The 20458-nt window shown below is 72.7% G+C and carries 23 protein-coding genes; 11 read left to right on the forward strand and 12 right to left on the reverse strand.

The annotated features are described in order from the left end of the window. Positions 1-16 precede the first annotated feature (16 nt). On the forward strand, positions 17-982 hold the full coding sequence (locus OG514_RS14510; protein ID WP_266894616.1) for a folate-binding protein YgfZ: 966 nt from the start codon (positions 17-19) through the stop codon (positions 980-982). Between the two features lie 57 nt (positions 983-1039). Here the strand turns inward: OG514_RS14510 and dtd are convergent, their stop codons facing one another. Continuing rightward, positions 1040-1465 (reverse strand): D-aminoacyl-tRNA deacylase, encoded by a 426-nt coding sequence (gene dtd, locus OG514_RS14515; RefSeq protein ID WP_266894618.1) that lies wholly within the window; start codon positions 1463-1465, stop codon positions 1040-1042. Positions 1466-1604: 139 nt separating this feature from the next. On the opposite strand from dtd, the gene OG514_RS14520 reads away from it, so the two are divergent. Beyond that, positions 1605-2225, forward strand: coding sequence for an ABC transporter substrate-binding protein (locus tag OG514_RS14520; protein ID WP_266894620.1), 621 nt, complete (start codon positions 1605-1607; stop codon positions 2223-2225). Between the two features lie 98 nt (positions 2226-2323). After that, on the forward strand, positions 2324-3586 hold the full coding sequence (locus OG514_RS14525) for a GNAT family N-acetyltransferase (RefSeq protein WP_266894622.1): 1263 nt from the start codon (positions 2324-2326) through the stop codon (positions 3584-3586). Between the two features lie 13 nt (positions 3587-3599). Here the strand turns inward: OG514_RS14525 and OG514_RS14530 are convergent, their stop codons facing one another. Beyond that, entirely contained in the window at positions 3600-4355 is a 756-nt protein-coding gene (locus OG514_RS14530) for an ABC transporter permease (protein ID WP_266894624.1), read from the reverse strand. Further along, complete coding sequence (locus OG514_RS14535; RefSeq protein ID WP_266894626.1) at positions 4348-5331, reverse strand: ATP-binding cassette domain-containing protein; 984 nt, start codon at positions 5329-5331, stop codon at positions 4348-4350. Before OG514_RS14535 ends, OG514_RS14530 begins: the two co-directional genes overlap by 8 nt. Before the next feature lie 203 nt (positions 5332-5534). Here OG514_RS14535 and OG514_RS14540 point away from each other — a divergent pair, with 203 nt between their 5' ends. The 3 genes from OG514_RS14540 (at position 5535) to OG514_RS14550 (ending at position 8990) form a co-directional block, all read left to right on the forward strand. Then, positions 5535-6263, forward strand: coding sequence for a TetR/AcrR family transcriptional regulator (locus OG514_RS14540; RefSeq protein WP_266900850.1), 729 nt, complete (start codon positions 5535-5537; stop codon positions 6261-6263). Continuing rightward, entirely contained in the window at positions 6260-6913 is a 654-nt protein-coding gene (locus OG514_RS14545; RefSeq protein ID WP_266894628.1) for a TetR/AcrR family transcriptional regulator, read from the forward strand. The genes OG514_RS14540 and OG514_RS14545 overlap by 4 nt, the downstream gene beginning before the upstream one ends. A 70-nt stretch (positions 6914-6983) precedes the next feature. Continuing rightward, entirely contained in the window at positions 6984-8990 is a 2007-nt protein-coding gene (locus OG514_RS14550) for an ATP-binding domain-containing protein (RefSeq protein ID WP_266894630.1), read from the forward strand. On the opposite strand, the gene OG514_RS14555 is transcribed toward OG514_RS14550, so the two are convergent. The 3 genes from OG514_RS14555 to OG514_RS14565 form a co-directional block, all read right to left on the reverse strand. Then, positions 8902-9909 (reverse strand): YafY family protein, encoded by a 1008-nt coding sequence (locus OG514_RS14555; RefSeq protein WP_266894632.1) that lies wholly within the window; start codon positions 9907-9909, stop codon positions 8902-8904. The two genes, OG514_RS14550 and OG514_RS14555, sit on opposite strands and share 89 nt — an antisense overlap. Further along, the gene (locus OG514_RS14560; RefSeq protein ID WP_266900851.1) at positions 9906-11333 is read right to left on the reverse strand and encodes an MFS transporter; all 1428 of its coding nucleotides are present in this window, start codon (positions 11331-11333) and stop codon (positions 9906-9908) included. The genes OG514_RS14555 and OG514_RS14560 overlap by 4 nt, the downstream gene beginning before the upstream one ends. A gap of 177 nt (positions 11334-11510) precedes the next feature. Next, a complete protein-coding gene (locus OG514_RS14565) occupies positions 11511-11996 on the reverse strand; it encodes a MarR family winged helix-turn-helix transcriptional regulator (RefSeq protein ID WP_266894634.1) in 486 nt (161 codons plus the stop codon). A 75-nt stretch (positions 11997-12071) separates the two neighbouring features. Between OG514_RS14565 and OG514_RS14570 the strand changes: the two genes are divergently transcribed. Together OG514_RS14570 and OG514_RS14575 are read left to right on the forward strand one after the other, a co-directional pair. Beyond that, positions 12072-12551 carry a hypothetical protein gene (locus OG514_RS14570; RefSeq protein WP_266894636.1) on the forward strand — a complete coding sequence of 160 codons (480 nt, stop codon included), beginning with the start codon at positions 12072-12074 and terminating at the stop codon, positions 12549-12551. Positions 12552-12717: 166 nt separating this feature from the next. After that, positions 12718-13464: a class I SAM-dependent methyltransferase gene (locus OG514_RS14575; protein WP_266894638.1), complete on the forward strand. Its 747-nt coding sequence runs from the start codon at positions 12718-12720 to the stop codon at positions 13462-13464. 81 nt (positions 13465-13545) lie between these two features. Here OG514_RS14575 and OG514_RS14580 read toward each other — a convergent pair whose 3' ends face one another. The 4 genes from OG514_RS14580 to OG514_RS14595 all read right to left on the reverse strand — a co-directional run bounded on the left by OG514_RS14580 (position 13546) and on the right by OG514_RS14595 (position 15971). Next, entirely contained in the window at positions 13546-14268 is a 723-nt protein-coding gene (locus OG514_RS14580; protein WP_266894640.1) for a DUF5710 domain-containing protein, read from the reverse strand. Positions 14269-14350: 82 nt separating this feature from the next. Then, positions 14351-14764, reverse strand: a complete 414-nt coding sequence (locus tag OG514_RS14585) for a VOC family protein (RefSeq protein ID WP_266894642.1) — start codon at positions 14762-14764, stop codon at positions 14351-14353. Positions 14765-14828: 64 nt separating this feature from the next. Beyond that, a complete protein-coding gene (locus OG514_RS14590) occupies positions 14829-15236 on the reverse strand; it encodes a helix-turn-helix transcriptional regulator (RefSeq protein WP_266894644.1) in 408 nt (135 codons plus the stop codon). Positions 15237-15296: 60 nt separating this feature from the next. Continuing rightward, positions 15297-15971, reverse strand: a complete 675-nt coding sequence (locus OG514_RS14595) for a TOPRIM nucleotidyl transferase/hydrolase domain-containing protein (protein WP_266894646.1) — start codon at positions 15969-15971, stop codon at positions 15297-15299. Between the two features lie 94 nt (positions 15972-16065). Here OG514_RS14595 and OG514_RS14600 point away from each other — a divergent pair, with 94 nt between their 5' ends. The 3 genes from OG514_RS14600 (at position 16066) to OG514_RS14610 (ending at position 17550) form a co-directional block, all read left to right on the forward strand. Beyond that, positions 16066-16500: a helix-turn-helix domain-containing protein gene (locus OG514_RS14600; protein WP_266894648.1), complete on the forward strand. Its 435-nt coding sequence runs from the start codon at positions 16066-16068 to the stop codon at positions 16498-16500. Between the two features lie 46 nt (positions 16501-16546). Beyond that, on the forward strand, positions 16547-17116 hold the full coding sequence (locus OG514_RS14605) for a hypothetical protein (protein ID WP_266894650.1): 570 nt from the start codon (positions 16547-16549) through the stop codon (positions 17114-17116). An 89-nt stretch (positions 17117-17205) separates the two neighbouring features. Then, the gene (locus OG514_RS14610; RefSeq protein ID WP_266894651.1) at positions 17206-17550 is read left to right on the forward strand and encodes a DUF2516 family protein; all 345 of its coding nucleotides are present in this window, start codon (positions 17206-17208) and stop codon (positions 17548-17550) included. 138 nt (positions 17551-17688) lie between these two features. Here OG514_RS14610 and OG514_RS14615 read toward each other — a convergent pair whose 3' ends face one another. Continuing rightward, positions 17689-18936 carry a PP2C family protein-serine/threonine phosphatase gene (locus OG514_RS14615; protein ID WP_266894653.1) on the reverse strand — a complete coding sequence of 416 codons (1248 nt, stop codon included), beginning with the start codon at positions 18934-18936 and terminating at the stop codon, positions 17689-17691. 331 nt (positions 18937-19267) lie between these two features. Then, entirely contained in the window at positions 19268-20317 is a 1050-nt protein-coding gene (locus OG514_RS14620) for a C40 family peptidase (protein ID WP_266894655.1), read from the reverse strand. Positions 20318-20458 lie beyond the last annotated feature (141 nt).

Consider the following 20458-nt stretch of genomic DNA (forward strand, 5'->3'; position numbering starts at 1 on the left):
TCGTAGGCTTTCTTCCATGAAGAGCCCTCTGCTGTCCCTGCCCGGCGCCGTCGCCGCCGAAGGCCGCGACGAAGGTGTCGCCGCGCACTACGGCGACCTGTTCCGTGAGCAGCGCGCCCTCGCCGACGGACGCGGTTTCGTCGACCTCTCGCACCGCGGTGTCGTCGCCGTCACCGGTGACGACCGGCTGAGCTGGCTGCACCTGCTCGTCACCCAGCACATGACCGACCTGGCGCCCGGACAGGCCACCGAGGCGCTGATCCTCTCGGCGAACGGGCACATCGAGCACGCCCTGTACCTCGTCGACGACGGCGAGACGGTGTGGGCGCACGTCGAGCCGGGGACGCGGGAGGAGCTCGTCGCGTACCTGGAGTCGATGAAGTTCTTCTACCGCGTCGAGGTCGCCGACCGTACGGACGACATCGCCGTCGTCCACCTCCCGGCCGGTTCCATCGCCGAGGTGCCCGCGGGAGCCGTCGTACGGGAGACCCCGCACGGCCGCGACCTGTTCGTGCCCCGCGCCGACCTGGAGTCCTTCGCGGCCTCCCACGGGCCGGCCGCCGGCATCCTCGCGTACGAGGCGCTGCGCGTCGAGGCCCACCGGCCCCGGCTCGGCTTCGAGACCGACCACCGGACCATCCCGCACGAGGTCGGCCTCATCGGCAGCGCCGTCCACCTGCAGAAGGGCTGCTACCGGGGCCAGGAGACCGTCGCCCGGGTGCAGAACCTGGGGAAGCCGCCGCGCCGCCTGGTCTTCCTGCACCTGGACGGCAGCGAGGTGCTGCTGCCCGGGCACGGCACCCCGCTCCGGCTCGCCGCCGACGGCGAGGAGGGCCGCCAGCTCGGCTTCGTGACCAGCTCCGTCCGCCACCACGAGCTGGGGCCGATCGCCCTGGCGCTGGTGAAGCGGAACGTGCCGGTGGACGCCCCGCTGATCGCCGGGACGACGGCCGCCGCGCAGGAGACCGTCGTCGAGCCGTAGGACCCGGGTTTCCCGGCGGGGCAGAGCGTCCCGGCGGGCCGGAGCTCTCCCGGTGGGTCAGACGTCGATCAGCACCGTGAACGGGCCGTGATTCGTGAGCGAGACGCGCATGTCCGCTCCGAACCGGCCCGTCTCCACGTGCGCGCCCAGTTCGCGCAGCCGGGCCACGACCTCGTCCACGAGGGGCTCGGCCACCGGGCCGGGCGCGGCCGCGTTCCAGGTGGGGCGGCGGCCCTTGCGGGCGTCGCCGTAGAGCGTGAACTGGGAGATGACGAGCAGCGGCGCGTTCACGTCCGAGCACGACTTCTCGTCGTCCAGTACCCGGACGGACCAGAGCTTTCTGGCCAATTGGGCGGCCTTCTCCGGGGTGTCGTCATGGGTCACCCCGACCAGCACGCACAAGCCCTCGCCGGTGATCTCACCGACGGTCTCCCCTGCGACGACGACGCTCGCGCCGTCCACCCTCTGCACCACTGCACGCATACGCCCCAACCTACCGAGCGGCCACCAGTCCGGCGGATGAGGGGCCGAACGGGTGCAGAGCGCCTGCACGCGCGCGTGCAGGAGTGGCACCATGCGTGTCAGGCGGTGCGGCTCCGCACCGGTCGAGGGGACGATTCTCATGAGTGCACCTGGCACCGGGCCGACGCCGTCCGGCCCCGTACCGCTGATCCGCGCCGGAACCAGGGGCGGTGGACCGGGCGGAGGCCCGGGCACCCGCCCACCCGTACAGAGGACCGCCGAACCGGCCCTGCCGGACCGGACCCAGCCCGAACTGGGCGCGCTGCGGCTGCCCGAGCTGCGCGCGCTGCGCCGCGACGCGCAGAGCGACGAGGCCGACCTGAGCTACGTACGGCGGATGCTTCAGGGCCGTATCGACATCCTGCGGGCCGAGCTGGCACGGCGGACCGATCCGGAGGCCTCGGTCCTCGACCGGCTCTCCGAGATCCTCGCCGACGTGCCCTCGCGGCACCGCAGCTCGGCCCGGCACGTGACGCTGTCGACGCCGCGCAGCGAGGAGTACCGGCGGCTGGCGGCCGAGATGCTGTCGGAGGTCGAGCTGTCGGACCTGACGGCCCGTACGGACGACGAGCTGCACGCGGGGATGGGGCGGCTCGCGGGCTACGAGCAGCAGATCTCCCGGCGCCGGCAGCACCTCCAGCGGACCGCCGACGACTGCAGCGGGGAGATCGCCCGCCGCTACCGGGAGGGCGAGGCGCAGGTCGACGATCTGCTGGCGTGAGCCGCGGACGAGGCCGCGGAGGCCGGGCCGCGGGGCTTCCGGGTGGGCGCGGGGAAACTCGGATGCGGGTGCGCCGGGGCCGTGCGTAGGGTCGAAGGATGACTGTCGACGTACGCGCGGTGACGGAGTCCGAGTTCCCCGACTGGCAGTGTGCCCTGCGCACCGGGTTCCTCCGCCCGCCGGTCGTGACCGACGCGGAGGTCGCCGACCGGCTGGCGCACGTCGACCTCGCGCGGACGCTCGGGGCCTTCGACGGGGACCGTCTCGTCGCCACCTTCCGGTCGTTCCGGCAGGAGGTCAGCACGGTCGGCGGCGGCAGCCTCACGGCCGACGCGATCACCCAGGTCACCGTGGCCCCGACGCACCGCAGGCGCGGGCTGCTCAGCCGGATGATGACCTCCGACCTGGCCGCCGCGAAGGAGCGGGGCGACGCGATCGCCACCCTGATCGCCGCCGAGTACCCGATCTACGGGCGGTACGGCTTCGGCCCGGCCAGCTGGTGCAGCGAGTGGAGCGTGGACGTCCGCCGGACCGGGCTCGACCCGCGCCGCTCGGGCCGTCCGGAGGACGGCGGCCGGATCGATCTGACCGACGCCGACGAGATCCGCAAGATCGGCCCCGAGACGCACCGCCGGCTCGCCGGTGTCCGCGCCGGGGTGACCAACCGTTCCCCGCGCGACTGGGAGGTCGGCACCGGGCTCGGGGTGCAGAGCGAGCCGTGGCGGGAGCCGTTCTACGCGGTGTACCGGGCGGAGTCCGGCGAGGTCGAGGGCTATGCGGCCTACACGGCCGACGACAAGTGGGACGACGCCAAGCAGCCGATGAACACGGCGACCGTGCGGGACCTGATCGCCGTCACCCCGGCCGCCGAGCGGGCGCTGTGGCACTACCTCTGCTCGATCGACTGGATCGGCACCGTCCGCTCCGGCTACCGGGCCCCCGACGACCCGCTGCCGCTGCTCCTGCCGGACCCGCGTGCCGCGAAGCTGCTGACGCATGCGGACATGCTGTGGGTGCGGGTCCTGGACGTCGTCCGGGTCCTGGAGAGCAGGACGTACCCGGTGGCGGACAGCCTCGTGCTCGACGTGCGGGACGGGGCCGGGGAGGGGGACGGGGCCGGTTTCGCCGGTGGGCGTTTCCGTCTGGACGCCTCTCCGGACGGCGTCTCCTGTGTCCGTACGACCGAGTCCGCCGATCTCGCCTTCGGCATCGCCGAGTTGAGCACGCTCGCCTTCGGCGACGAGTCGGCGGTACGGCTCTCCCGGGTCGGGCGCGTCGAGGAGCTGACGGCCGGCGCGGCCGCCCGCGCCGATCTGCTCTTCCGTACCTCGCTGCGGCCCTTCTCGCCCGACATCTTCTGATCCCCGCAGGGGGTCAGCGGGTACGGAGCCGGAAGAGGAACCCTGACGCGGCGAGCGCCAGGGCGAGCAGGCCCACGCACCAACCCAGGGCGATCCACGGCGAGTTGCCGACCGGCTGGTCGAGCAGCAGGCCCCGCATGGACTCGATCAGCGGGGTCACCGGCTGGTGCTCGGCGAAGCCGTGGAGCCAGCTCGGCATGGTGTCGATCGGCACGAACGCGCTGCTCGGATACGGCAGGAACATCATGAAGAAGGTGACCGCGCCGGCCGCCTCCGCCGTCCTGGCGACCAGGCCGATCGCCGCCGAGAGCCAGGACACGGCGGTGATGTAGGCGAGCAGCAGTCCGATCGCCGCGAGCCAGCCGCCCGGTGTGGCGGCCGGGCGGAAGCCGATGGCGAAGGCGGCGGCGAGGACGAGCGTGGTCGAGAGCGCGTTGCGGGTGACGGCGGCGGCGACGTGTCCGGCGAGGAAGGGCGTCCCGCCGACGTCGAGCGTGCGGAAGCGGTCGACGACCCCGAGCCGCATGTCCTCGCTGACGGAGACCGCGGTGCCTGCCGCGCCGAATCCGGCGCAGAGGACGAGTACTCCGGGGACGACGTAGGTGACGTACCGGGTGCCGGTGTCGATGGCTCCGCCGAAGAAGTAGACGAAGATCAGCATCAGCATGATCGGCAGCATCATCGAGGTGATGACGGCGTCGAGGTTGCGGCGGCTGAGGCGGATGCCGCGCCCGGCGAGGGTGCTCGCGGCGGTGAGCGTGTCAGACACGAGTGGCCTCCTGGTCGGCGGTGGGGTTCCTGTCGGCGGTGGGGGGCTTGTCGGCCGTGAGGGTCAGGAAGACGTCGTCGAGCGTGGCCGTGTGCAGGCTGAAGCGGGCGATGTCCCGGCGCTCGGGGTCGAGCGCGTCGAGCAGTGCTCGTACGTGACCGGCGCTGCCGTCGGTGGGGATGCCGAGCGTGCGGGTCTCGGGGTCGTGGGCGGCGGTGGGGCCCGCGAGCGTGCTGAGCCGCAGGCGGCTCTCCTCGTCGTGGGCCACGACGTCGAGGCGGTGGGCGGCGTACCGGGCCTTGAGGTCGGCGGGAGTGCCCTCGGCGAGGGTGCGGCCCCTGCCGAGGACCGCGATCCGGTCGGCCAGCCGGTCCGCCTCCTCCAGGTACTGGGTGGTGAGGAAGACCGTCGTACCGCCGTCGGAGAGTTCGCGGACGACCTCCCACAGTTCCCGGCGGCTGCGCGGGTCGAGTCCGGTGGTCGGTTCGTCGAGGAACATCACCTGGGTCGCGCCCGGGTCGCGGACGAGACCGGCGGCGAGGTCCAGGCGGCGGCGCATGCCGCCGGAGTACGTCTTGGTGAGGCGGTCGCCGGCCTCGGTGAGGCCGAAGCGTTCGAGGAGTTCGGCGGCGCGGCGGGCGGCGGCGGGGCGGGAGAGGCCGGAGAGCCGGGCGGCCGTCCACAGGTTCTCGGTGCCGGTCTGGTTCTCGTCGACGGCGGCGAACTGTCCGGTGAGGCTGATCGCGCGGCGGACCCGGGAGCGTGCGGTGACGACGTCGTGCCCGGCCACGCGCGCGTGGCCGGCGTCGGGCCGGGTGAGGGTGGCGAGGATGCGGACGGTCGTGGTCTTCCCGGCGCCGTTGGGGCCGAGGAGGGCGAAGACGGTGCCGCGCGGGACGTGGAGGTCGAGGGCGTCGAGGACGCGGACGTCTCCGTAGGTCTTGGTCAGGGCGATGGCTTCGATGGCCGGAGGCATGGGTGTGCTCCCTGGGCGTGTGGACTGCTCAACCGTACTGCGTATGTCGTACGCGTTACTGCGTAAGGGTTACGCATTACTAGGATGGACGTCAAGCGTGCGAGGTGGCCGGGAGGTGGCGGGTTGTGACGACGAACGGCGAGGGGCGTGCGGGTGGAGGCGCCGGTGACGGTGGTTCCGCCGTCGGTGACGGCGGGAGCTTTCTGCCGCCGAGCATCGAGGCGGCCTGGGGGTTGCGGGAGCGCCCCTCGAAGGGCCCCAAGCCCGGTCTGACCCTGGACCGGATCGTCGACGCTGCCGTCTCCCTCGCCTCGACCGAGGGGATCGGCGCCGTCTCCATGGGTCGGGTCGCCAAGGAGCTCGGCGCCTCGACGATGTCGCTCTACCGGTACGTCTCCGCCAAGAGCGAGCTGTACGTCCTCATGCAGGAGGCCGCCACGGGCGCCCCGCCCGAGCTCTTCCCGCCCGGCACCGGCTGGCGCGAGGCGCTGGAGGCCTGGGCCTGGGGGATCCGCGAGGTCTACCTCCGCAACCTCTGGATCCTGCGGCTCCCCGTCTCGGGCCCGCCCGCGACGCCGAACCTGGTCGCCTGGTGGGAGAAGGCCCTCGTCGCCCTGGAGGGCACCGGCCTCGACGCGGGCGGCAAGATCTCGGTGACCCTGTTGGTCGGCGGTTTCGTCCGGAGCGACGCGTTGGTCATGGCCGACCTCGCCACCGTCATCGCCGGTGGCGACGCGGCCCCGGAGGAGGTCGTCGCCCGCTACGGCCGCACCCTGCGACGGCTCGCCGACCCGGAGAAGTACCCGGAGGTGGCGCGCATGCTGGAGTCGGGCGTGATGGACGTCGCCGACGAACCCGAGGCCGAGTTCCGCTTCGGCCTCACCCGGATCCTGGACGGGGTCGCCGTGCTGGTGGAAGGGCGTGCCTCATGACCCCGGACCGTGAGGCCGCCGGCGCCCCCGGGCTGCGTGAACGGAAGAAGGAGCGCACCCGGCAGGCCCTGTCGGACGCTGCCGTCGCGCTCTTCCTGGAGCGGGGCTTCGACGCCGTCTCGGTCGCGGAGGTGGCGGCCGCCGCCGAGGTCTCCAAGCCGACGCTCTTCCGGTACTTCCCGGCCAAGGAGGACCTGGTCCTCCACCGGTTCGCCGATCACGAGGACGAGTCGGCCCGGGTGGTGACCGCGGCGCGGGCGGCCGGTACGGCTCCGCTCGACGCGCTGTACGCGCACCTGCTCGACGGCCTCGCCCGGCGCGACCCGGTCACCGGGCTCTGCGACCACCCTTCGGTCCTGCGCTACCTCCGGCTCCTGTACGGCACTCCGGCGCTGGTCGGGCGCCTCCACGCGTACCGGGTGAGGTCGGAGGAGGCCCTGGCGGGCGCGCTGGCCGGTGGTGCGGAGGGGGTGGGCGATCCTCTACTCGCACGGCTCGCCGCCGGGCAGATCGTGACCGTGCTCCGGGTCCTCGCGGAGGAGAACACGGCCCGGATCGCGGGCGGGGAGACGGCCGACGCGGTGGCGGCGGACGCGGTGGCGGCGGCGGGGCTCGCCTTCCGGGCGCTGCGGGAGGGGCTCCCCTACTGAACGGCGTACCCGGATCTCGTAGACAAGTAAAAAATGTAACCCAGTAACGTTTTCGGTTAGGCTTGCCGGAATGACGTCACTGGATTTCGAGCTCGCCCGCGAACGCGCCCATCACGACGCCTGCCGTGCCGTCCTGACCCGGATGACCGAGGACGTCGCCGAGCAGGTCGTCATCGGCGAGGACACCGCCGCGTCCGGTGCCGACGCCGAAGCGCTCGGCCGGCATCTGCGCAGCCGCGCCAAGGAGATGCGCGAACAGCCGCCGGGCCCGCTGTTCTTCGGCCGACTCGACCTCGACGACGGTCAGGTCCACCACATCGGCCGCCGCCGGATCGGCGAGGACCCGGCCGCCCCGCCGCTCGTCGTCGACTGGCGCGCGCCCGTCTCCCGCGCCTACTACCAGGCAGGCGCCCGCGACCCGCAGGGCGTCCTCCGGCGCCGCCGCTTCGGCTGGGCCCCGTACAGCAAGGGCGTTTCGGAGGACCTGACCGCGCTGGAGGACGAACAGCTCACGGCCGGCGGGGCGGTGACGGTCAGCGCGCTGCTCGCCGGGGAGATCGAGCGGCCCCGGGTGGGCCCGATGCGGGACATCGCGGCCACCATCCAGCCCGAACAGGACGATCTCGTACGCTCCGACCCGGCCGCCTCCCTGTGCGTGCAGGGCGCGCCCGGCACCGGCAAGACCGCCGTGGGCCTGCACCGGGCCGCGTACCTCCTCTACACACATCCGCAGCGGATCCGCCGCTCCGGGCTCCTCGTCCTCGGACCCCACCGCGCGTTCCTCTCGTACATCTCCGAGGTGCTGCCCTCGCTCGGCGAGACCGGGGTCCGGCAGGCCACCCTCGACGACGAGATCGCCCGGCACCCGGTGCGCGCCGAGGACGGCGGGGCGGCGGCCCGGGTCAAGCACGACGCCCGGATGGCGCAGGTGCTGCACCGCGCGCTGTACGGCAGGGTCGATCCGGCTCCGGCGGACGACCTCGCGGTGCGGGACGGCGCGTCGCACTGGCGGCTGCCGGCCGCGCAGCTCGCCGGGATCGTCGCGGCCGTACGGGAGGAGGCGCCGCCCTACGCGACGGGCCGCGAGCGGGTCCGCGCCCGGATCGTCCGGGCCCTCCAGCTCCGCGCCGAACGCCGTTGGGGGCCCATGGGCGCGGCCTGGGCGCGGCGGATCGAGCGGGCACGGGCGGTGACGGCGTTCCTCGACGCGTGCTGGCCGAAGGCGAGCCCGGAGGAGGTGCTGGCGGCCTTCCTCACGGACCCCTCCGGCGCCTCCGACGGAGTGCTCGCGGAGGACGAGCGGGCGGCGATCCGCTGGGAGCGGCCGCCGCGCTCGTACCGCTCGGCGCGCTGGACGGCCGCCGACCTCGTGCTCCTCGACGAGCTCGCGGGTCTGATCGAACGGCCCGAGAGCTACGGCCATGTCGTCGTCGACGAGGCCCAGGACCTCTCGCCCATGGAGTGCCGGGCGATCGCCCGGCGCACCGAGTTCGGCTCGCTGACCGTCCTCGGCGACCTGGCGCAGGGCACCACGCCGTGGGCGGCCCGTGACTGGGACGAGCAACTGGCCCATCTGGGCAAGGCCGGGGCGCCCGTGGTGCCGCTCACCCTCGGCTACCGGGTCCCGGCCGCGATCGTGGACCTCGCCAACCGGCTCCTGCCGCACCTGGGCGCGGACGTACCCGCGGGTCGGTCCGTCCGCAAGGACGGCGAGGTGACCGTCCTGCGGGCGACGGACCTCCACGCCGCCGCTCTTGAAGCGGTGCGCGAGGCGCTCACGGCGGAGGGCTCGGTGGGGGTGATCACGGCCGACGGCCTGGTCGGCGGGGTGGAGAAGGCGGTACGGGAGGGCGGGACGGCGGAGGACCGGGTGACCGTGCTGCCCGCGAGCGTCGTCAAGGGCCTGGAGTTCGACCATGTCGTCGTGGTCGAACCGGCCGCGATCGTGGCGGCCGAGGCGCGCGGACCGAACCGGCTGTACGTGGCGCTCACCCGGGCGGTGTCCCGGTTGACGCTGGTGCACGCGGAGGAGCTGCCGGAGTGGCTTGAGGCGTCGACTGCCCGTAGAGCAGGGTGAGTTCGGCTCCTATGCGGGCGAGGGCCGTACGTGCCTCCGGCGGGTCGAGGAGTTCCACGCGGGCGCCGAGGCCCGCCAGTTGGGCGGCGATCACCTCGGGGGAGGGCCCGTCGGCCTCGATCGGCGTCCAGCCGTCCGGGGCGCGCTCCCCGAACCGTATCCGCCTGCCGAGCAGGCCCTCCAGGACCGGCTCCGTGCCGGGCCCGGCACGGCCCCGTACCGTCGCGGCGACCAGCCGGTCCTCCATCCGGGCGGCGAGCGCGCGCCAGGCGGTGGGCAGATCGAAGCCCTCCGGGCGTACGGCGGGGGCGCCGGTCTCGGTCACGGAGGTGACGCGGTCGATCCGGAAGGTCCGCAGGCCGTGCTCGGTGCCGGCGACCAGGTAGCGGATCCCGGACTTCGCGGCGATCCCCAGCGGCTGGACGGTCCGCTCGCGCGGCTCGCGGCCGGGCCGGGCGTACCCGATCCTGACCTCCCTGGCCTCGACCACCGCCCGCTGCAGCGGGGCGAGTCGGGCTTCCTCGGTGTCCGTGCCCGCCCAGTCGGTGCTGTCGGAGATCCCCGCGCGGGCGGCGGCCTCGGCGCCCTCCCGGAGGGTCGGGGGCAGGGCCCGTACGAGCTTCCGCAGGGCGGTCCGGGTCTGCGGGCTCGCGCCGGTGTCCGGCCCGGTCAGCAGGAACAGCGCGCGGATCTCGGGGGCGGTGAGTCCGGTCAGGTCGGTACGGGCTCCGCCGACGAGGGACCAGCCGCCGCCCTGGCCCGCCTGCGAGTACACCGGGATCCCGGAGCTCGCGAGAGCTTCGAGATCCCGGCGTGCGGTGCGCTCGGACACGTCCAGTTCCGCGGCCAGCTCGGCGGCGGTGACGCGCTGCCGGGTCTGGAGGAAGAGCAGGGCGGCGACGAGTCGGTCGGCTCTCATGCCGCCATTGTCGCGGGGGTCTTCGCCTCCTTCGCCTCCTTCGCCTCCTTCGCCTCGTTCGTCGTCTCCGTCGCCTCCGGCTTCTCGGGGCGGTGCAGGACGGTGAAGGCGATGGCCAGGGCGGCGAGCAGGAGACCGGCGCCGACGGCGAAGGCCAGGTGGTAGCCGCCGGTCAGGGCCTCGGCGGCGGGTCGGCCGGCCGCGGTGAGGCTCTCGGTGCGGGTGGCGGCCAGGGTGGAGAGGACGGCGATGCCGAGGGCCATGCCGATCTGCTGGGTGGTGTTGAAGAGGCCGGAGGCGAGGCCCGCGTCCTTCTCCTCGGCGCCCGACATGGCGAGTGAGGTGAGGGCGGGGAGCGCCAGGCCGAACCCGGCGGCGAGCAGCATCACGGGGAGCAGGTCGGTGACGTAGGAGGCGTGGACGGGGACGCGGGTCAGCAGGCCGAGGACGCCGACGAGCAGGAGGAGGCCGGTGACCAGGACGTTCCGCTCGCCGAAGCGGGCGATGAGGCGGGCCGAGACACCGAGGGAGACGGCGCCGATGACGGCCGCGGCCGGCAGCATCGCGAGACCGGTCTCGGCGGCCCCGTACCCGAGGACCTTCTGCAGGTAGAGGGCGACGAGGATCTGGAAGGAGAAGAGCGCGGCGACCATCAGCATCTGGACGGCGTTGGCGCCGGAGACGCTGCGCGAGCGGAGGATCCGCAGGGGCATGAGCGGGTTCGCGGTCTTCGCCTGGCGGACGAGGAAGCCCGCCAGGAGGGCGAGCGCGAGGGCGCCGAGGCCCAGGGTGTGCGCCGAACCGGCCCCGTACTCCTCGATCTTGACGACCGCGTAGATGCCGGTCATGAGGCCGGTGGTGACGAGCACCGCGCCGAGGACGTCGGCGCCGGCCCTGAGCCCGAGGCCTTGGTCGGAGGGAAGGGCGCGGAGGGCCACGAGGAGGGTGGCGAGGCCGATGGGCAGGTTGATGAAGAAGATCCAGTTCCAGGTGAGGGCATCGGTGAGGATGCCGCCGAGGACCTGGCCGAGGGAGGCGCCCGCGGCGCCGGTGAAGCTGAACACGGCGATGGCGCGGGCCCGTTCGCGCGGCACGGTGAAGAGCGTGACGAGGATGCCGAGGCCGACGGCGGAGGACATCGCGCTGCCGACGCCCTGGAGGAAGCGGGCCGCGATGAGGACGCCGGGGGAGGTGGCGACCCCGGCGAGGAGGGAGGCGGCGGTGAAGATCCCGGTGCCCACGAGGAACATCCGCTTGCGGCCGATCAGGTCGCCGAGGCGGCCGGCGAGGAGCAGGAGCGAGCCGAAGGCGATCAGGTAGGCGTTGACGACCCAGCTGAGGCCGACGGGGGTGAAGCCGAGGTCGCTCTGGATGGCGGGCATCGCGACGGTGACGATGCTGCCGTCGAGGATCGTCATGAGCATGCCGGTGGCGAGGACGCCGAGGGCGAGCTGGCGGGAGGGGGTGCGGGCGGAGGTGGGCACGGGGATCACTCCTGTTCGGTGGAGCCGACAGGAGAGACGTTAGCAGAAGGTTTTGTTGCAGACTATTTTTTACGGAACGGGTTGGGGGTGTGTGCGGGGGCGCGGGGTGGGCGGGGGTCAGCCGCGCTGGCGTGCCCGGCGGGCCGGCCTCGGGCTCTCGACGGGGGTCTCCAGGTGGCCGGTGACCAGCAGGTTCAGGGCGCGCAGCAGAGCGGCGCGCTCGTCGTCCGGAAGGGAGGCGAGGGCGCTCTCGTGCACGCCGTCGACGATCTTCTGGCTCTCCCGCGCGACCTCGGCCCCCGCCTCGGTCACGGCGATGATCCGCGCCCGCCGGTCGGTGCTCGACGGCCGGCGCTCGGCGAGTCCGGCCTTCTCCAGGGCGTCGACGGTGACGACCATGGTGGTCTTGTCCATGTCCCCGATCTCCGCGAGCTGTGCCTGGGTGCGCTCCTCTTCCAGGGCGTGGACGAGGACGCAGTGCATCCGGGGGGTGAGCCCGATCGCGTCGAGCGCGGCGGCCATCCGGGTTCGCAAGGCGTGACTGGTGTGGTCGAGGAGGTAGGAGAGGTCGGGCTCGGTGCGGGTGGGTGCCATGGCTGTCATGTCTGCCAGGGTAGCGAGGATCGATCCGTCGCGGATTATCGAGAAGTGGACGAGTGGCCGGGTCAGGATGGGCTCATGGTGACCCCGCTGCTCTTCCTGGACGTCGACGGCCCGCTGATCCCCTTCGGCGCGGGGGACCGGGAGTATCCGACGTACCCGCCCGCGCCGCCCGCGTCCGTGAGCCCGCTCCTCGCGCGGCTCGACCCCGCGCAGGGGCCGCGGCTCGCGGCACTGCCGTACGCACTCGTCTGGGCGACGACCTGGGAGGACGACGCGAACGCCTGGGTCGCCCCGCGTCTCGGGCTGCCGGCTCTGCCCCTGGTCCGGTGGCCCGAGGACGGGCCCGATCCGGTGGCGGGGGTGCACTGGAAGACACCGGCGCTGGTGGCGTGGGCCGACGGGCGGCCGTTCGCCTGGGTGGACGACGAGATCGGCACGGCCGACCGGGACTGGGTGGCCGCCCACCACCCGGGCCGGGCGCTGCTCCACCGGGTGGACGCCCGGCGCGGGCTCGCGGCGGCGGATTTCGAGGCGCTCGTCGCCTGGGCGGAGTGAGTGGCCCTCCAACTCGGGTCTCAGCGGCGGGTGTTGGGTGATACGAGGGTTGTCCTGCCGACTTCTCGTGCCATCTGCCAGTACGGCGGACGGGGCAGGGCGGAGCAGACTCGACTCGCGCGCAGGACTTCGGGATCACACGAAGAAGCACACGAGGGGGCGCCGCATGGGCGGGCAGCAGCAGTACGACGGGATCGGCGAGGCGTTCGAGGGATTCAAGTCCCTGCCGATGATCCGCCACGGGGAGGTGCCGAGCTTCCTCGGCATGGTCGGGGACGTGAGCGGCGCGTCGGTCCTCGACCTGGCGTGCGGCACCGGCTTCTACAGCAGGGAGTTCAAGCGGCGCGGCGCCAAGGACGTCTTCGGCGTCGACATCTCCGTCGAGATGATCGCCGCCGCACGGGAGATCGAGAAGCGCGACCCGCTGGGCGTGCGCTACGAGGTCGGCGACGTGGCCGAACTGCCGCTTCTCGGCCGGCGCTACGACATCGCCCTGGGCGTGCAGTGCCTCAACTACGCCGAGGGCATCGCCGGGATCGAGCGGATGTGCCGCAGCATCCACCAGAACCTGGTGCCGGGCGGCGAGTTCTTCGTGCTCGCGCAGAGGCCCGACTACGCGTTCGACTGCACGTCCCTGCCCGCGTACGGGTTCCGCTGCGAGCCGACCGGCGAGGAGACCGAGGCGGGTTCTCGCGTGCGGGTCACGGCGCTCCTCGACCCGGAGCCGATCAGCATCGTCTCCACGATCCCGCGCCGCGAGGTCTACGAGGAGTGTCTGCGGGCGGCCGGGTTCAAGGACGTGGAGTGGGTTCCGCTGCAGGTGTCGGAAGCGGGCCTCCGTGAGTTCGGCGAGGACTTCTGGGCGGACCTCCTGGAGAAGCCGCCGCTGGTGATGCTGCGCTGCCGTGCCTGAACGGCGGACAGCCCCTGGGCCGTGTCCGGAAAGTAGGGCCGGGCGGGACTTTCCGGACACGGCTTGGGGCGTTCCGCCGGATCACGGCAGGGGCCGCTGCCGGGGCAGGGGCCGGGTCAGGGTGTCGTCGGCGACCCGGGCGCGGTCGCCCGCCCCGGGCGGCGGGGCGAGGGTGATCCCCGCCCCGGTGAGGATGCCGAGGTCCAGCTCCCAGTCGTAGCGGGAGCGGTCCTCCCAGACGGCGAAGGCGGCGCGGACGTGTTCCCGGGCCTGCGATCCGCTCATCCCCGTGACCTTCACGAGGTGGGCGAAGGCCCGGTCCTCGATGCCGCGCACCTGAGCCAGGCCGAAGTGGGTGACGGTGTGGCAGTCGGTGCAGAGGCAGATGAGCCGCCTGAGGGTCTGGACCCGGGTGGTGGGTTCGTAGGTCCACCGCTCGTGGGCCTCCAGCCACCGACGGGCCTCCCTGTCCTCGCCCGCACCACAGGCCTCGCAGCGCCGGCCGGCCCGGCCGGTGATCATCCGGCGCAGCCGCTCCCAGTCGGCCTGGGCCACGCAGGACCGGACGTTGGTGAACCAGCAGGTGCGCGGGACGAGGTCGACGAAGAGCCCGCTGCCGAGTGTCCGGTCCTCGCCGGGCAGCAGGTCGGGTACGGCCGCGGCGGCGGCCCACCGGGCCAGTTCGGCCATTCCGGCCCGGGGCGCGAACCACCGCTTGGCGACGGGATCCCAACGGGCCCCGCCGCGCTTGGCCGCGTCCTTCTCGGCGTACGGCACGTCCAGCCAGACCCGCTCAACCGGCATGTGGAACCCCCCTGTTGGCCTCGCTCCATGGTGGCACGGGCCGCGGAGGCCGACAGGGGGTTCGGGGAGGTCCGGAGTGCTGTCAGGGGCGGGGCTGGGTGAACCGCAGCATGTTGCCGGACGGGTCGCGGAAGGCGCAGTCGCGGACGCCGTACGGCTGGTCGACCGGCTCCTGGAGGACCTCGCCGCCGGCGGCCCGGATGTGTTCGAAGGTGGCGTCGACGTCCTCGGTGGAGAAGATCACGCCGCGCAGCATGCCCTTGGCGAGCAGCTCGGCCACGGCCTGCCGGTCGGCCGGGGAGGCGTTGGGGTCGGCCAGCGGCGGTTCGAGGACGATCTCCACGTCCGGCTGCGCGGGCGACCCTACGGTCACCCAGCGCATCCCTTCGAAACCGACGTCGTTCCGCACTTCGAGGCCGAGGGCGTCGCGGTAGAAGGCGAGGGCCTTGTCGTGGTCGTCGACTGCGATGAAGCACTGCGAGAGCTTGACGTTCATGAGATCGAAGCTACGGCGGACGGCAGGATTCCGCTTCTCCGAAACCGACCGATGGGGGATCCCCTCAACTCCTTCGTACCGGCCGGGTGCGGACCTTGGCGACACAGGCGGGGATCGCGGCGCCGTCGTCGTGGCGGCGGGCCCGGTAGGCGGACGGCGTCTCGCCGACCAGTTCGGTGAAGCGGGAGCTGAAGGACCCGAGCGAGGTGCACCCGACGGCGAAGCAGACGTCCGTGACGCTCAGGTCGCCCCGCCGGAGCAGCGCCTTGGCCCGCTCGACGCGGCGGGTCATGAGGTAGCCGTACGGGGTCTCGCCGAAGGCGGCGCGGAAGCTGCGCGCGAAGTGCCCGGTCGACATGAGGGCGACGGAGGCGAGGGCGGCCACGTCGAGCGGCAGCGCGTAGTCGCGGTCCATCACGTCCCGCGCACGGCGCAGCCGTACCAGGTCCTCCAGGGTCACGTTCACCAGCATGGCACGGCGGGGGAGGGTCGGCGGGGGAGGGCGGGCGCGGGGTCGGCGGGGGCACGTCCCTCAGTGCGCGGACACGGACACGTGCGCGAGCAGGCGGTCCAGCGGGCGGGGCACCTCGGCGAGGGCCAGGGCGTCGATGAGCGAGCGGGCGTACTGGCTCTTGCGGCCGCTGATGGTGCCCATGAAGCGCCGCAGCTGCCGTTCCACGTTCCGTTCGCGCTGGGCGGGCTGCTTCTGGAAGATGCGGAAGGCCCGCAGGTCGCCCTGGGCGTCGACGACCCGCTGCACCGACTCGGCGCCGAGCGAGCGGATCAGCTCCTCCTCCAGGTCGGCGACGCACACGTAGAAGCCGAGCGGCTCCATGTCGGCGCGCGCGAGGTCGTGGCCGAGCCCCGCTCGTTCCAGGGCGCGCGCGAAGTGGCCTTCCTCGCCGGCGTCGCACAGACCGGCCAGCGGTACGTCGAGCCCCCGGGGTCCGAGCAGCTGCACGAATCTGCCGATGTTCGTCGCTCCTCCGAGCGGGACGACGGCGATGCCCTCCGCGGCGAGGGAGCGGCCGTGTCGGGCGGCCAGCGCGTCGAGCGCGACCTCGTCGCTGACCCCTTCGACCAGTACGGCCGTCCGCAGCTCGGCGCCGGCCGCCAGCTCGCGCGCCGCCGCCGCGGCCGCCGGAGCCTGCGCACTGTCGGCCGCCCACTCGATGACCGCCTGCCGGAACCGCGCTGTCGCATCCATGATCCCCAGTTTTCTCATTCATGGGGTGCGAGTCGAGGGTGACTATTGCAAGCAGCTGCTTGCAATAGTTAGCAAAGGCTGGCATGGTCGGAGCATGGCATCGCTCAACGTCGGCAATCTCGGTGAGTACCTCCGCGAGCAGCGGCGGACCGCACAGTTGTCCCTGCGGCAGCTCGCCGACGCCGCCGGGGTGTCGAACCCGTACCTGAGTCAGATCGAGCGTGGGCTGCGCAAGCCCAGCGCCGAGGTGTTGCAGCAGGTCGCGAAGGCGCTGCGGATCTCCGCCGAGACGCTCTACGTACGGGCCGGGATCCTCGACGAGAAGGAGCGGGAGGAGCTGGAGACGCGCGCCGTCATCCTCGCCGATCCCTCGATCAACGAGCGGCAGAAGCAGGTGCTGCTCCAGATCTACGACTCCTTCCGCAAGGAGAACGCCGCGGAGGCCGCGGAGGCCGCCGAGGCCGCCGGAGCCGCCGAGGCCGCCGCCGAGGCGGCCGGGGCAGCGGCCCCCGATGCCGAACGCCACTGAGCCAGCCCTCGCTCGTCCGTACGTCACATCCGGGAGGACCACCAGCATGGCCATCATCGACGAACTGCGTACCCCTCTCTACTTCGCCGCCGGCACCGCCGACCTCGCCGTGCAGCAGGCCAAGAAGGTTCCCGGCCTGATCGAGCAGATCGCCGCCGAGGCGCCCGCCCGCATCGAGGCCGTACGGAAGACCGACCCCAAGGCCGTGCAGGAGAAGGTGACCGCGCAGGCCAAGGAGGCCCAGGCCACCGTGCAGTCGAAGTTCGCCGATGTCGTCGGCGGTCTCGACACGGACCTCAAGAAGCTCGGCGAGACCGCCCAGGACCTCGCGCTGCGCGGTGTCGGCGTCGCCGCCGAGTACGCCGTCAAGGCGCGCGAGAAGTACGAGGAGGTCGCCGCTCACGGCGAGGAGGCCGTGAAGGCCTGGCGTGGCGAGGTCGCCGAGGAGATCACCGAGATCGCCGTCGTCGTCGAGCCGGAGGAGACCAAGGCCGAGGAGCCGGTGGCGGCCTCCGCCGAGTCCGAGTCCGTCGAGGCCAAGAAGGCGCCCGCCAGGAAGGCGACCGTCCGCAAGGCCCCCGCCAAGAAGGCGGCCGTCGCCGCCGAGAAGGAGTAGGGCCGGGCACCAATACGGGTACCTGGTGCGTTGAACCGGGTACCTTGACCGCGAGGCGCTCTTCCCCTCTTCCCTAGGCGGTGCTCAGCATGTTGCGCGACGGATTCGACTCCCTCCTCTCCCTGGTGATGTTCCTGATCTTCACCGGCTTCGCCGTCGCCGCGCTCGCCTTCGCCGCCATGGCGCGCGAGGACGCGTATCGCGCCGCCGAGAAGCAGACGAAGAAGTTCTGGCTGATCATCCTGGGCATCAACCTCGCCCTGAACCTGATCTTCCCTATGCTGTTCCTGCAGATCGCGGGCGTGATCGCCGCCATCGTCTTCATGGTGGACGTCCGCCCGGCGCTCCAGCAGGTCTCGGGCGGCGGGGGCGGCCGTCGGGGCGGCGGCTCCAGCAGCGACGGACCGTACGGTCCCTACAACGGCGGCCGGTAGCTGTCAGGCCGACAGCCGCAAGACCGAAGGCTGTAAGGCACGGCAGCCGTACGACCGACAGCCTTACGACCGACAGTCTTAAGGCCGGTCACCGCGAGAAGTGCCGGTCACCGCGAGAAGTGACGTCAGGGCCCGGGGTCATCCCCGGGTCCTGCCCCTTTCCCGGTCCCTTTCCAGGGCCAGGACCGCGACGTCGTCCGTCAGCTCGCCGCCGTTCAGGGACCGGACCTCCGTCACCGCCGCCTCCAGGAGCTCCTCGCCCCGCAGGCCCGACGCCAGCTGCCGGTTGATCATCCCGACCATTCCGTCCTGGCCGAGCCGCGGCGAGCCGGGTCCGGCCGAGCGCCCCTCGATCAGTCCGTCGGTGTACATGAGCAGGCTCCACGCCCCGCCGAGCTCGACCTGTCGGCGCGGCCAGCGGGCGCGCGTCAGCAGGCCCAGGGCCGGGCCGCCGTCCTCGTACGGCAGCAGCCTGGCCGCCCGCCCCTGCCGGGCGATCAGCGGCGAGGGGTGTCCGGCCAGGCACAGGCCCGCTCGGCGCCCGTCGGGCGCGATGTCTACGGTGCAGAGGGTCGCGAAGATCTCCTCGCTCTCCCGCTCGTGCTCCAGGACCTGCTGCATCGTGGAGAGCAGCTCGTCCCCGCACAGGCCCGCGAAGGTCAGGGCCCGCCATGCGATCCGCAGCTCGACACCGAGCGCGGCCTCGTCGGGGCCGTGTCCGCACACGTCGCCGATCATCGCGTGGACGGTGCCGTCGGGCGTACGGACCACGTCGTAGAAGTCGCCGCCGAGCAGCGCGCGCTCGCGGCCGGGCCGGTAGCGGGCCGCGAACCGCAGGTCGGAGCCCTCCAGGAGCGGCGTGGGGAGCAGGCCGCGCTCCAGACGGGCGTTCTCCTGTGCCCGGAGGCGGGACTCGGCCAGTTTCACCTGGACCGCGTCGGCCCGCTTCCGCTCGACCGCGTACCGGATGGCGCGGCTGAGCAGCCGCCCGTCGAGTTCCTCGCGGAAGAGGTGGTCCTGGGCCCCGACGCGTACCGCCTCGGCCGCCAGCTCCGCGTCGGCGGAGGCCGCGAGGGCGAGGACGGCGTGGCGGGGGGCGAGGCGCAGGATGTGCCGGAGCGGGGCGAGCGGGTCGTCGCCGGCGGCGGCGCGGGGGCCGGGCAGGGACAGGTCGACGAGGACGCAGTGGACGTCGTCGGTGAGGAGCCGCTCGGCCTCGGTGAGGTTGCGGGCGGTACGGATGCGGACCCGGGTGCCGGCGGCGTCGGCCGCGTCGAGCAGTTCGGGTACGGCGAAGGCACCCGCCGGGTCGTCCTCGACGACCAGGAGAGTGAGATCGGTGCGATCGGTGCCTGTGACTGTGCCTGTCATAGCGGTGGCGTCCATGGCGGTGGCGTCCGTAGTGGCGACGTCGCCGGGTCCCGCAACGGCAGAGACGTTTCTCTGACGCGGTACGGATACGGGCATCGGTCCGGGTTTCCTTCCCTCCCCCCGAGGGTGCGCAGGGCGCCGGGTGGCGCCCCGCCCGTCCCGGACCATAGCGGTAGGGCGGTGCGCAGCGGAATGGCGATCAACGGGTGAGCGGCCGCGTCGTGATTGGCATATGCCGCGGAAGGGGAGGTACTTGCCCGTGTGCGGCTGAGCGGGCGCCCCGAAGGCAATGAGAAACGTCACGCCGGGCGGGCGCCCATGGTTCCGCCTCCGCGCGTGGACTCCGTCACGTCGGGCGGACGACTCCCAGGATCTCCATCGAGCCCGCGCCCGCGAGCGTCACGTTCCGGCCGGGGCGCGGCGCGTGGACGATGGTGCCGTTGCCCACATACATCCCGATGTGGCTCGCGTCCTTGAAGTAGACGATCAGGTCGCCCGGCTGCATGTCCTTGATGTCCACCCGCTGCATCAGGCGCCATTGCTCCTGCGAGGTGCGCGGGATCGGCCGACCGGCCGATCCCCAGGCGCGCTGGGTCAGCCCCGAGCAGTCGAACGAGTCCGGGCCTTCGTCCCCCCACCCGTACGGCTTGCCGATCTGGGCGGTCGCGAACTGGATCGCCTTCCTGGCCTCCGGCGTCGTGTCCGCCTTCAGACCGGCGAGGATGCCGGTGCCGATCCAGGTCGTCTGCGCCCTGGCCCGCTCCTGCTCCTCAAGGCGCCGCAGCCGCTCCCGCTCCTCGGCGGCGAGTTCGGACTCCAGCTTCTTCGCCGCGGCGATCTTGCCGTCGATCTCCTTCTTCGCCTGGGCCTGCCGGATGCGGTTGGACTCCAGCTTGGTCCAGTTGACGCCCGCGTCCTTGGCGTAGAGGTCCAACTGGGCCTGGGTGCGGTTCATTTCACCGAGCAGGTCCGTGGTGGCCTTCGCCCCGGCCTTGAGGCGCCCCGCGTTGTCGAGGAAGAGCTGCGGGTCGTTCGTGAGGACGAGCTGCGCGCCGTCCGGGAGTCCGCCGTTGCGGTACTGGGCACGGGCGGTCGCGCCGGCCCTGGCCTTGAGGGCCTCGATCTTCTCGCGGCCCTCCACGATCATCCGGGCGACCCGGACGATCTCGGCGGACTGCTCCTTGGTCTGCTCGTCCGCGAGGTTGTACGCGTCGGTGGCGACGGCGGCCTGCCGGTACAGGGTGTCTATCTCCTTGCGCACCTCCTCCAGGCTCTTCTTGGGAAGAGGCGGCGGCAGCGGTGCGGCGGCGGCCTGGAGGGTCAGCGCGGGCGAGGCCAGCACGGTCAAGGCGCAGATCACGGTGATCGCGGCGGTGGCGTGGCGGCGTCGGTTCACGAGCTCCCCCTCGATTGACCAAATCTGATTTACCGTCAGTAACTTAGTGGTGACCTTGGCGATGGTGCCATGCGAAACCACAAAGCAACAGGGGAAACCGGGGCCTGTCGGGCCCGCTCCCCCCACGGGGGACGAGTGATA

Origin of the sequence: Streptomyces sp. NBC_00572 (genome assembly GCF_026341815.1) — a bacterium.
In the GTDB taxonomy this organism is placed as follows: Bacteria; Actinomycetota; Actinomycetes; order Streptomycetales; family Streptomycetaceae; genus Streptomyces.

Bases quoted from the DNA above. Each gene is read 5' to 3' on its own strand.
- OG514_RS14510 (WP_266894616.1), top strand. From the start codon at position 17: ATGAAGAGCCCTCTGCTGTCCCTGCCCGGCGCCGTCGCCGCCGAAGGC.
- OG514_RS14575 (WP_266894638.1), top strand. From the start codon at position 12,718: ATGGGCGGGCAGCAGCAGTACGACGGGATCGGCGAGGCGTTCGAGGGA.
- OG514_RS14610 (WP_266894651.1), top strand. From the start codon at position 17,206: ATGTTGCGCGACGGATTCGACTCCCTCCTCTCCCTGGTGATGTTCCTG.
- OG514_RS14580 (WP_266894640.1), bottom strand. From the start codon at position 14,268: ATGCCGGTTGAGCGGGTCTGGCTGGACGTGCCGTACGCCGAGAAGGAC.
- OG514_RS14535 (WP_266894626.1), bottom strand. From the start codon at position 5,331: ATGCCTCCGGCCATCGAAGCCATCGCCCTGACCAAGACCTACGGAGAC.
- OG514_RS14570 (WP_266894636.1), top strand. From the start codon at position 12,072: ATGGTGACCCCGCTGCTCTTCCTGGACGTCGACGGCCCGCTGATCCCC.
- OG514_RS14565 (WP_266894634.1), bottom strand. From the start codon at position 11,996: ATGACAGCCATGGCACCCACCCGCACCGAGCCCGACCTCTCCTACCTC.
- OG514_RS14605 (WP_266894650.1), top strand. From the start codon at position 16,547: ATGGCCATCATCGACGAACTGCGTACCCCTCTCTACTTCGCCGCCGGC.
- dtd (WP_266894618.1), bottom strand. From the start codon at position 1,465: ATGCGTGCAGTGGTGCAGAGGGTGGACGGCGCGAGCGTCGTCGTCGCA.
- OG514_RS14585 (WP_266894642.1), bottom strand. From the start codon at position 14,764: ATGAACGTCAAGCTCTCGCAGTGCTTCATCGCAGTCGACGACCACGAC.
- OG514_RS14595 (WP_266894646.1), bottom strand. From the start codon at position 15,971: ATGGATGCGACAGCGCGGTTCCGGCAGGCGGTCATCGAGTGGGCGGCC.
- OG514_RS14590 (WP_266894644.1), bottom strand. From the start codon at position 15,236: ATGCTGGTGAACGTGACCCTGGAGGACCTGGTACGGCTGCGCCGTGCG.
- OG514_RS14550 (WP_266894630.1), top strand. From the start codon at position 6,984: ATGACGTCACTGGATTTCGAGCTCGCCCGCGAACGCGCCCATCACGAC.
- OG514_RS14545 (WP_266894628.1), top strand. From the start codon at position 6,260: ATGACCCCGGACCGTGAGGCCGCCGGCGCCCCCGGGCTGCGTGAACGG.
- OG514_RS14615 (WP_266894653.1), bottom strand. From the start codon at position 18,936: ATGGACGCCACCGCTATGACAGGCACAGTCACAGGCACCGATCGCACC.
- OG514_RS14555 (WP_266894632.1), bottom strand. From the start codon at position 9,909: ATGAGAGCCGACCGACTCGTCGCCGCCCTGCTCTTCCTCCAGACCCGG.
- OG514_RS14520 (WP_266894620.1), top strand. From the start codon at position 1,605: ATGAGTGCACCTGGCACCGGGCCGACGCCGTCCGGCCCCGTACCGCTG.
- OG514_RS14560 (WP_266900851.1), bottom strand. From the start codon at position 11,333: ATGCTCATGACGATCCTCGACGGCAGCATCGTCACCGTCGCGATGCCC.
- OG514_RS14600 (WP_266894648.1), top strand. From the start codon at position 16,066: ATGGCATCGCTCAACGTCGGCAATCTCGGTGAGTACCTCCGCGAGCAG.
- OG514_RS14525 (WP_266894622.1), top strand. From the start codon at position 2,324: ATGACTGTCGACGTACGCGCGGTGACGGAGTCCGAGTTCCCCGACTGG.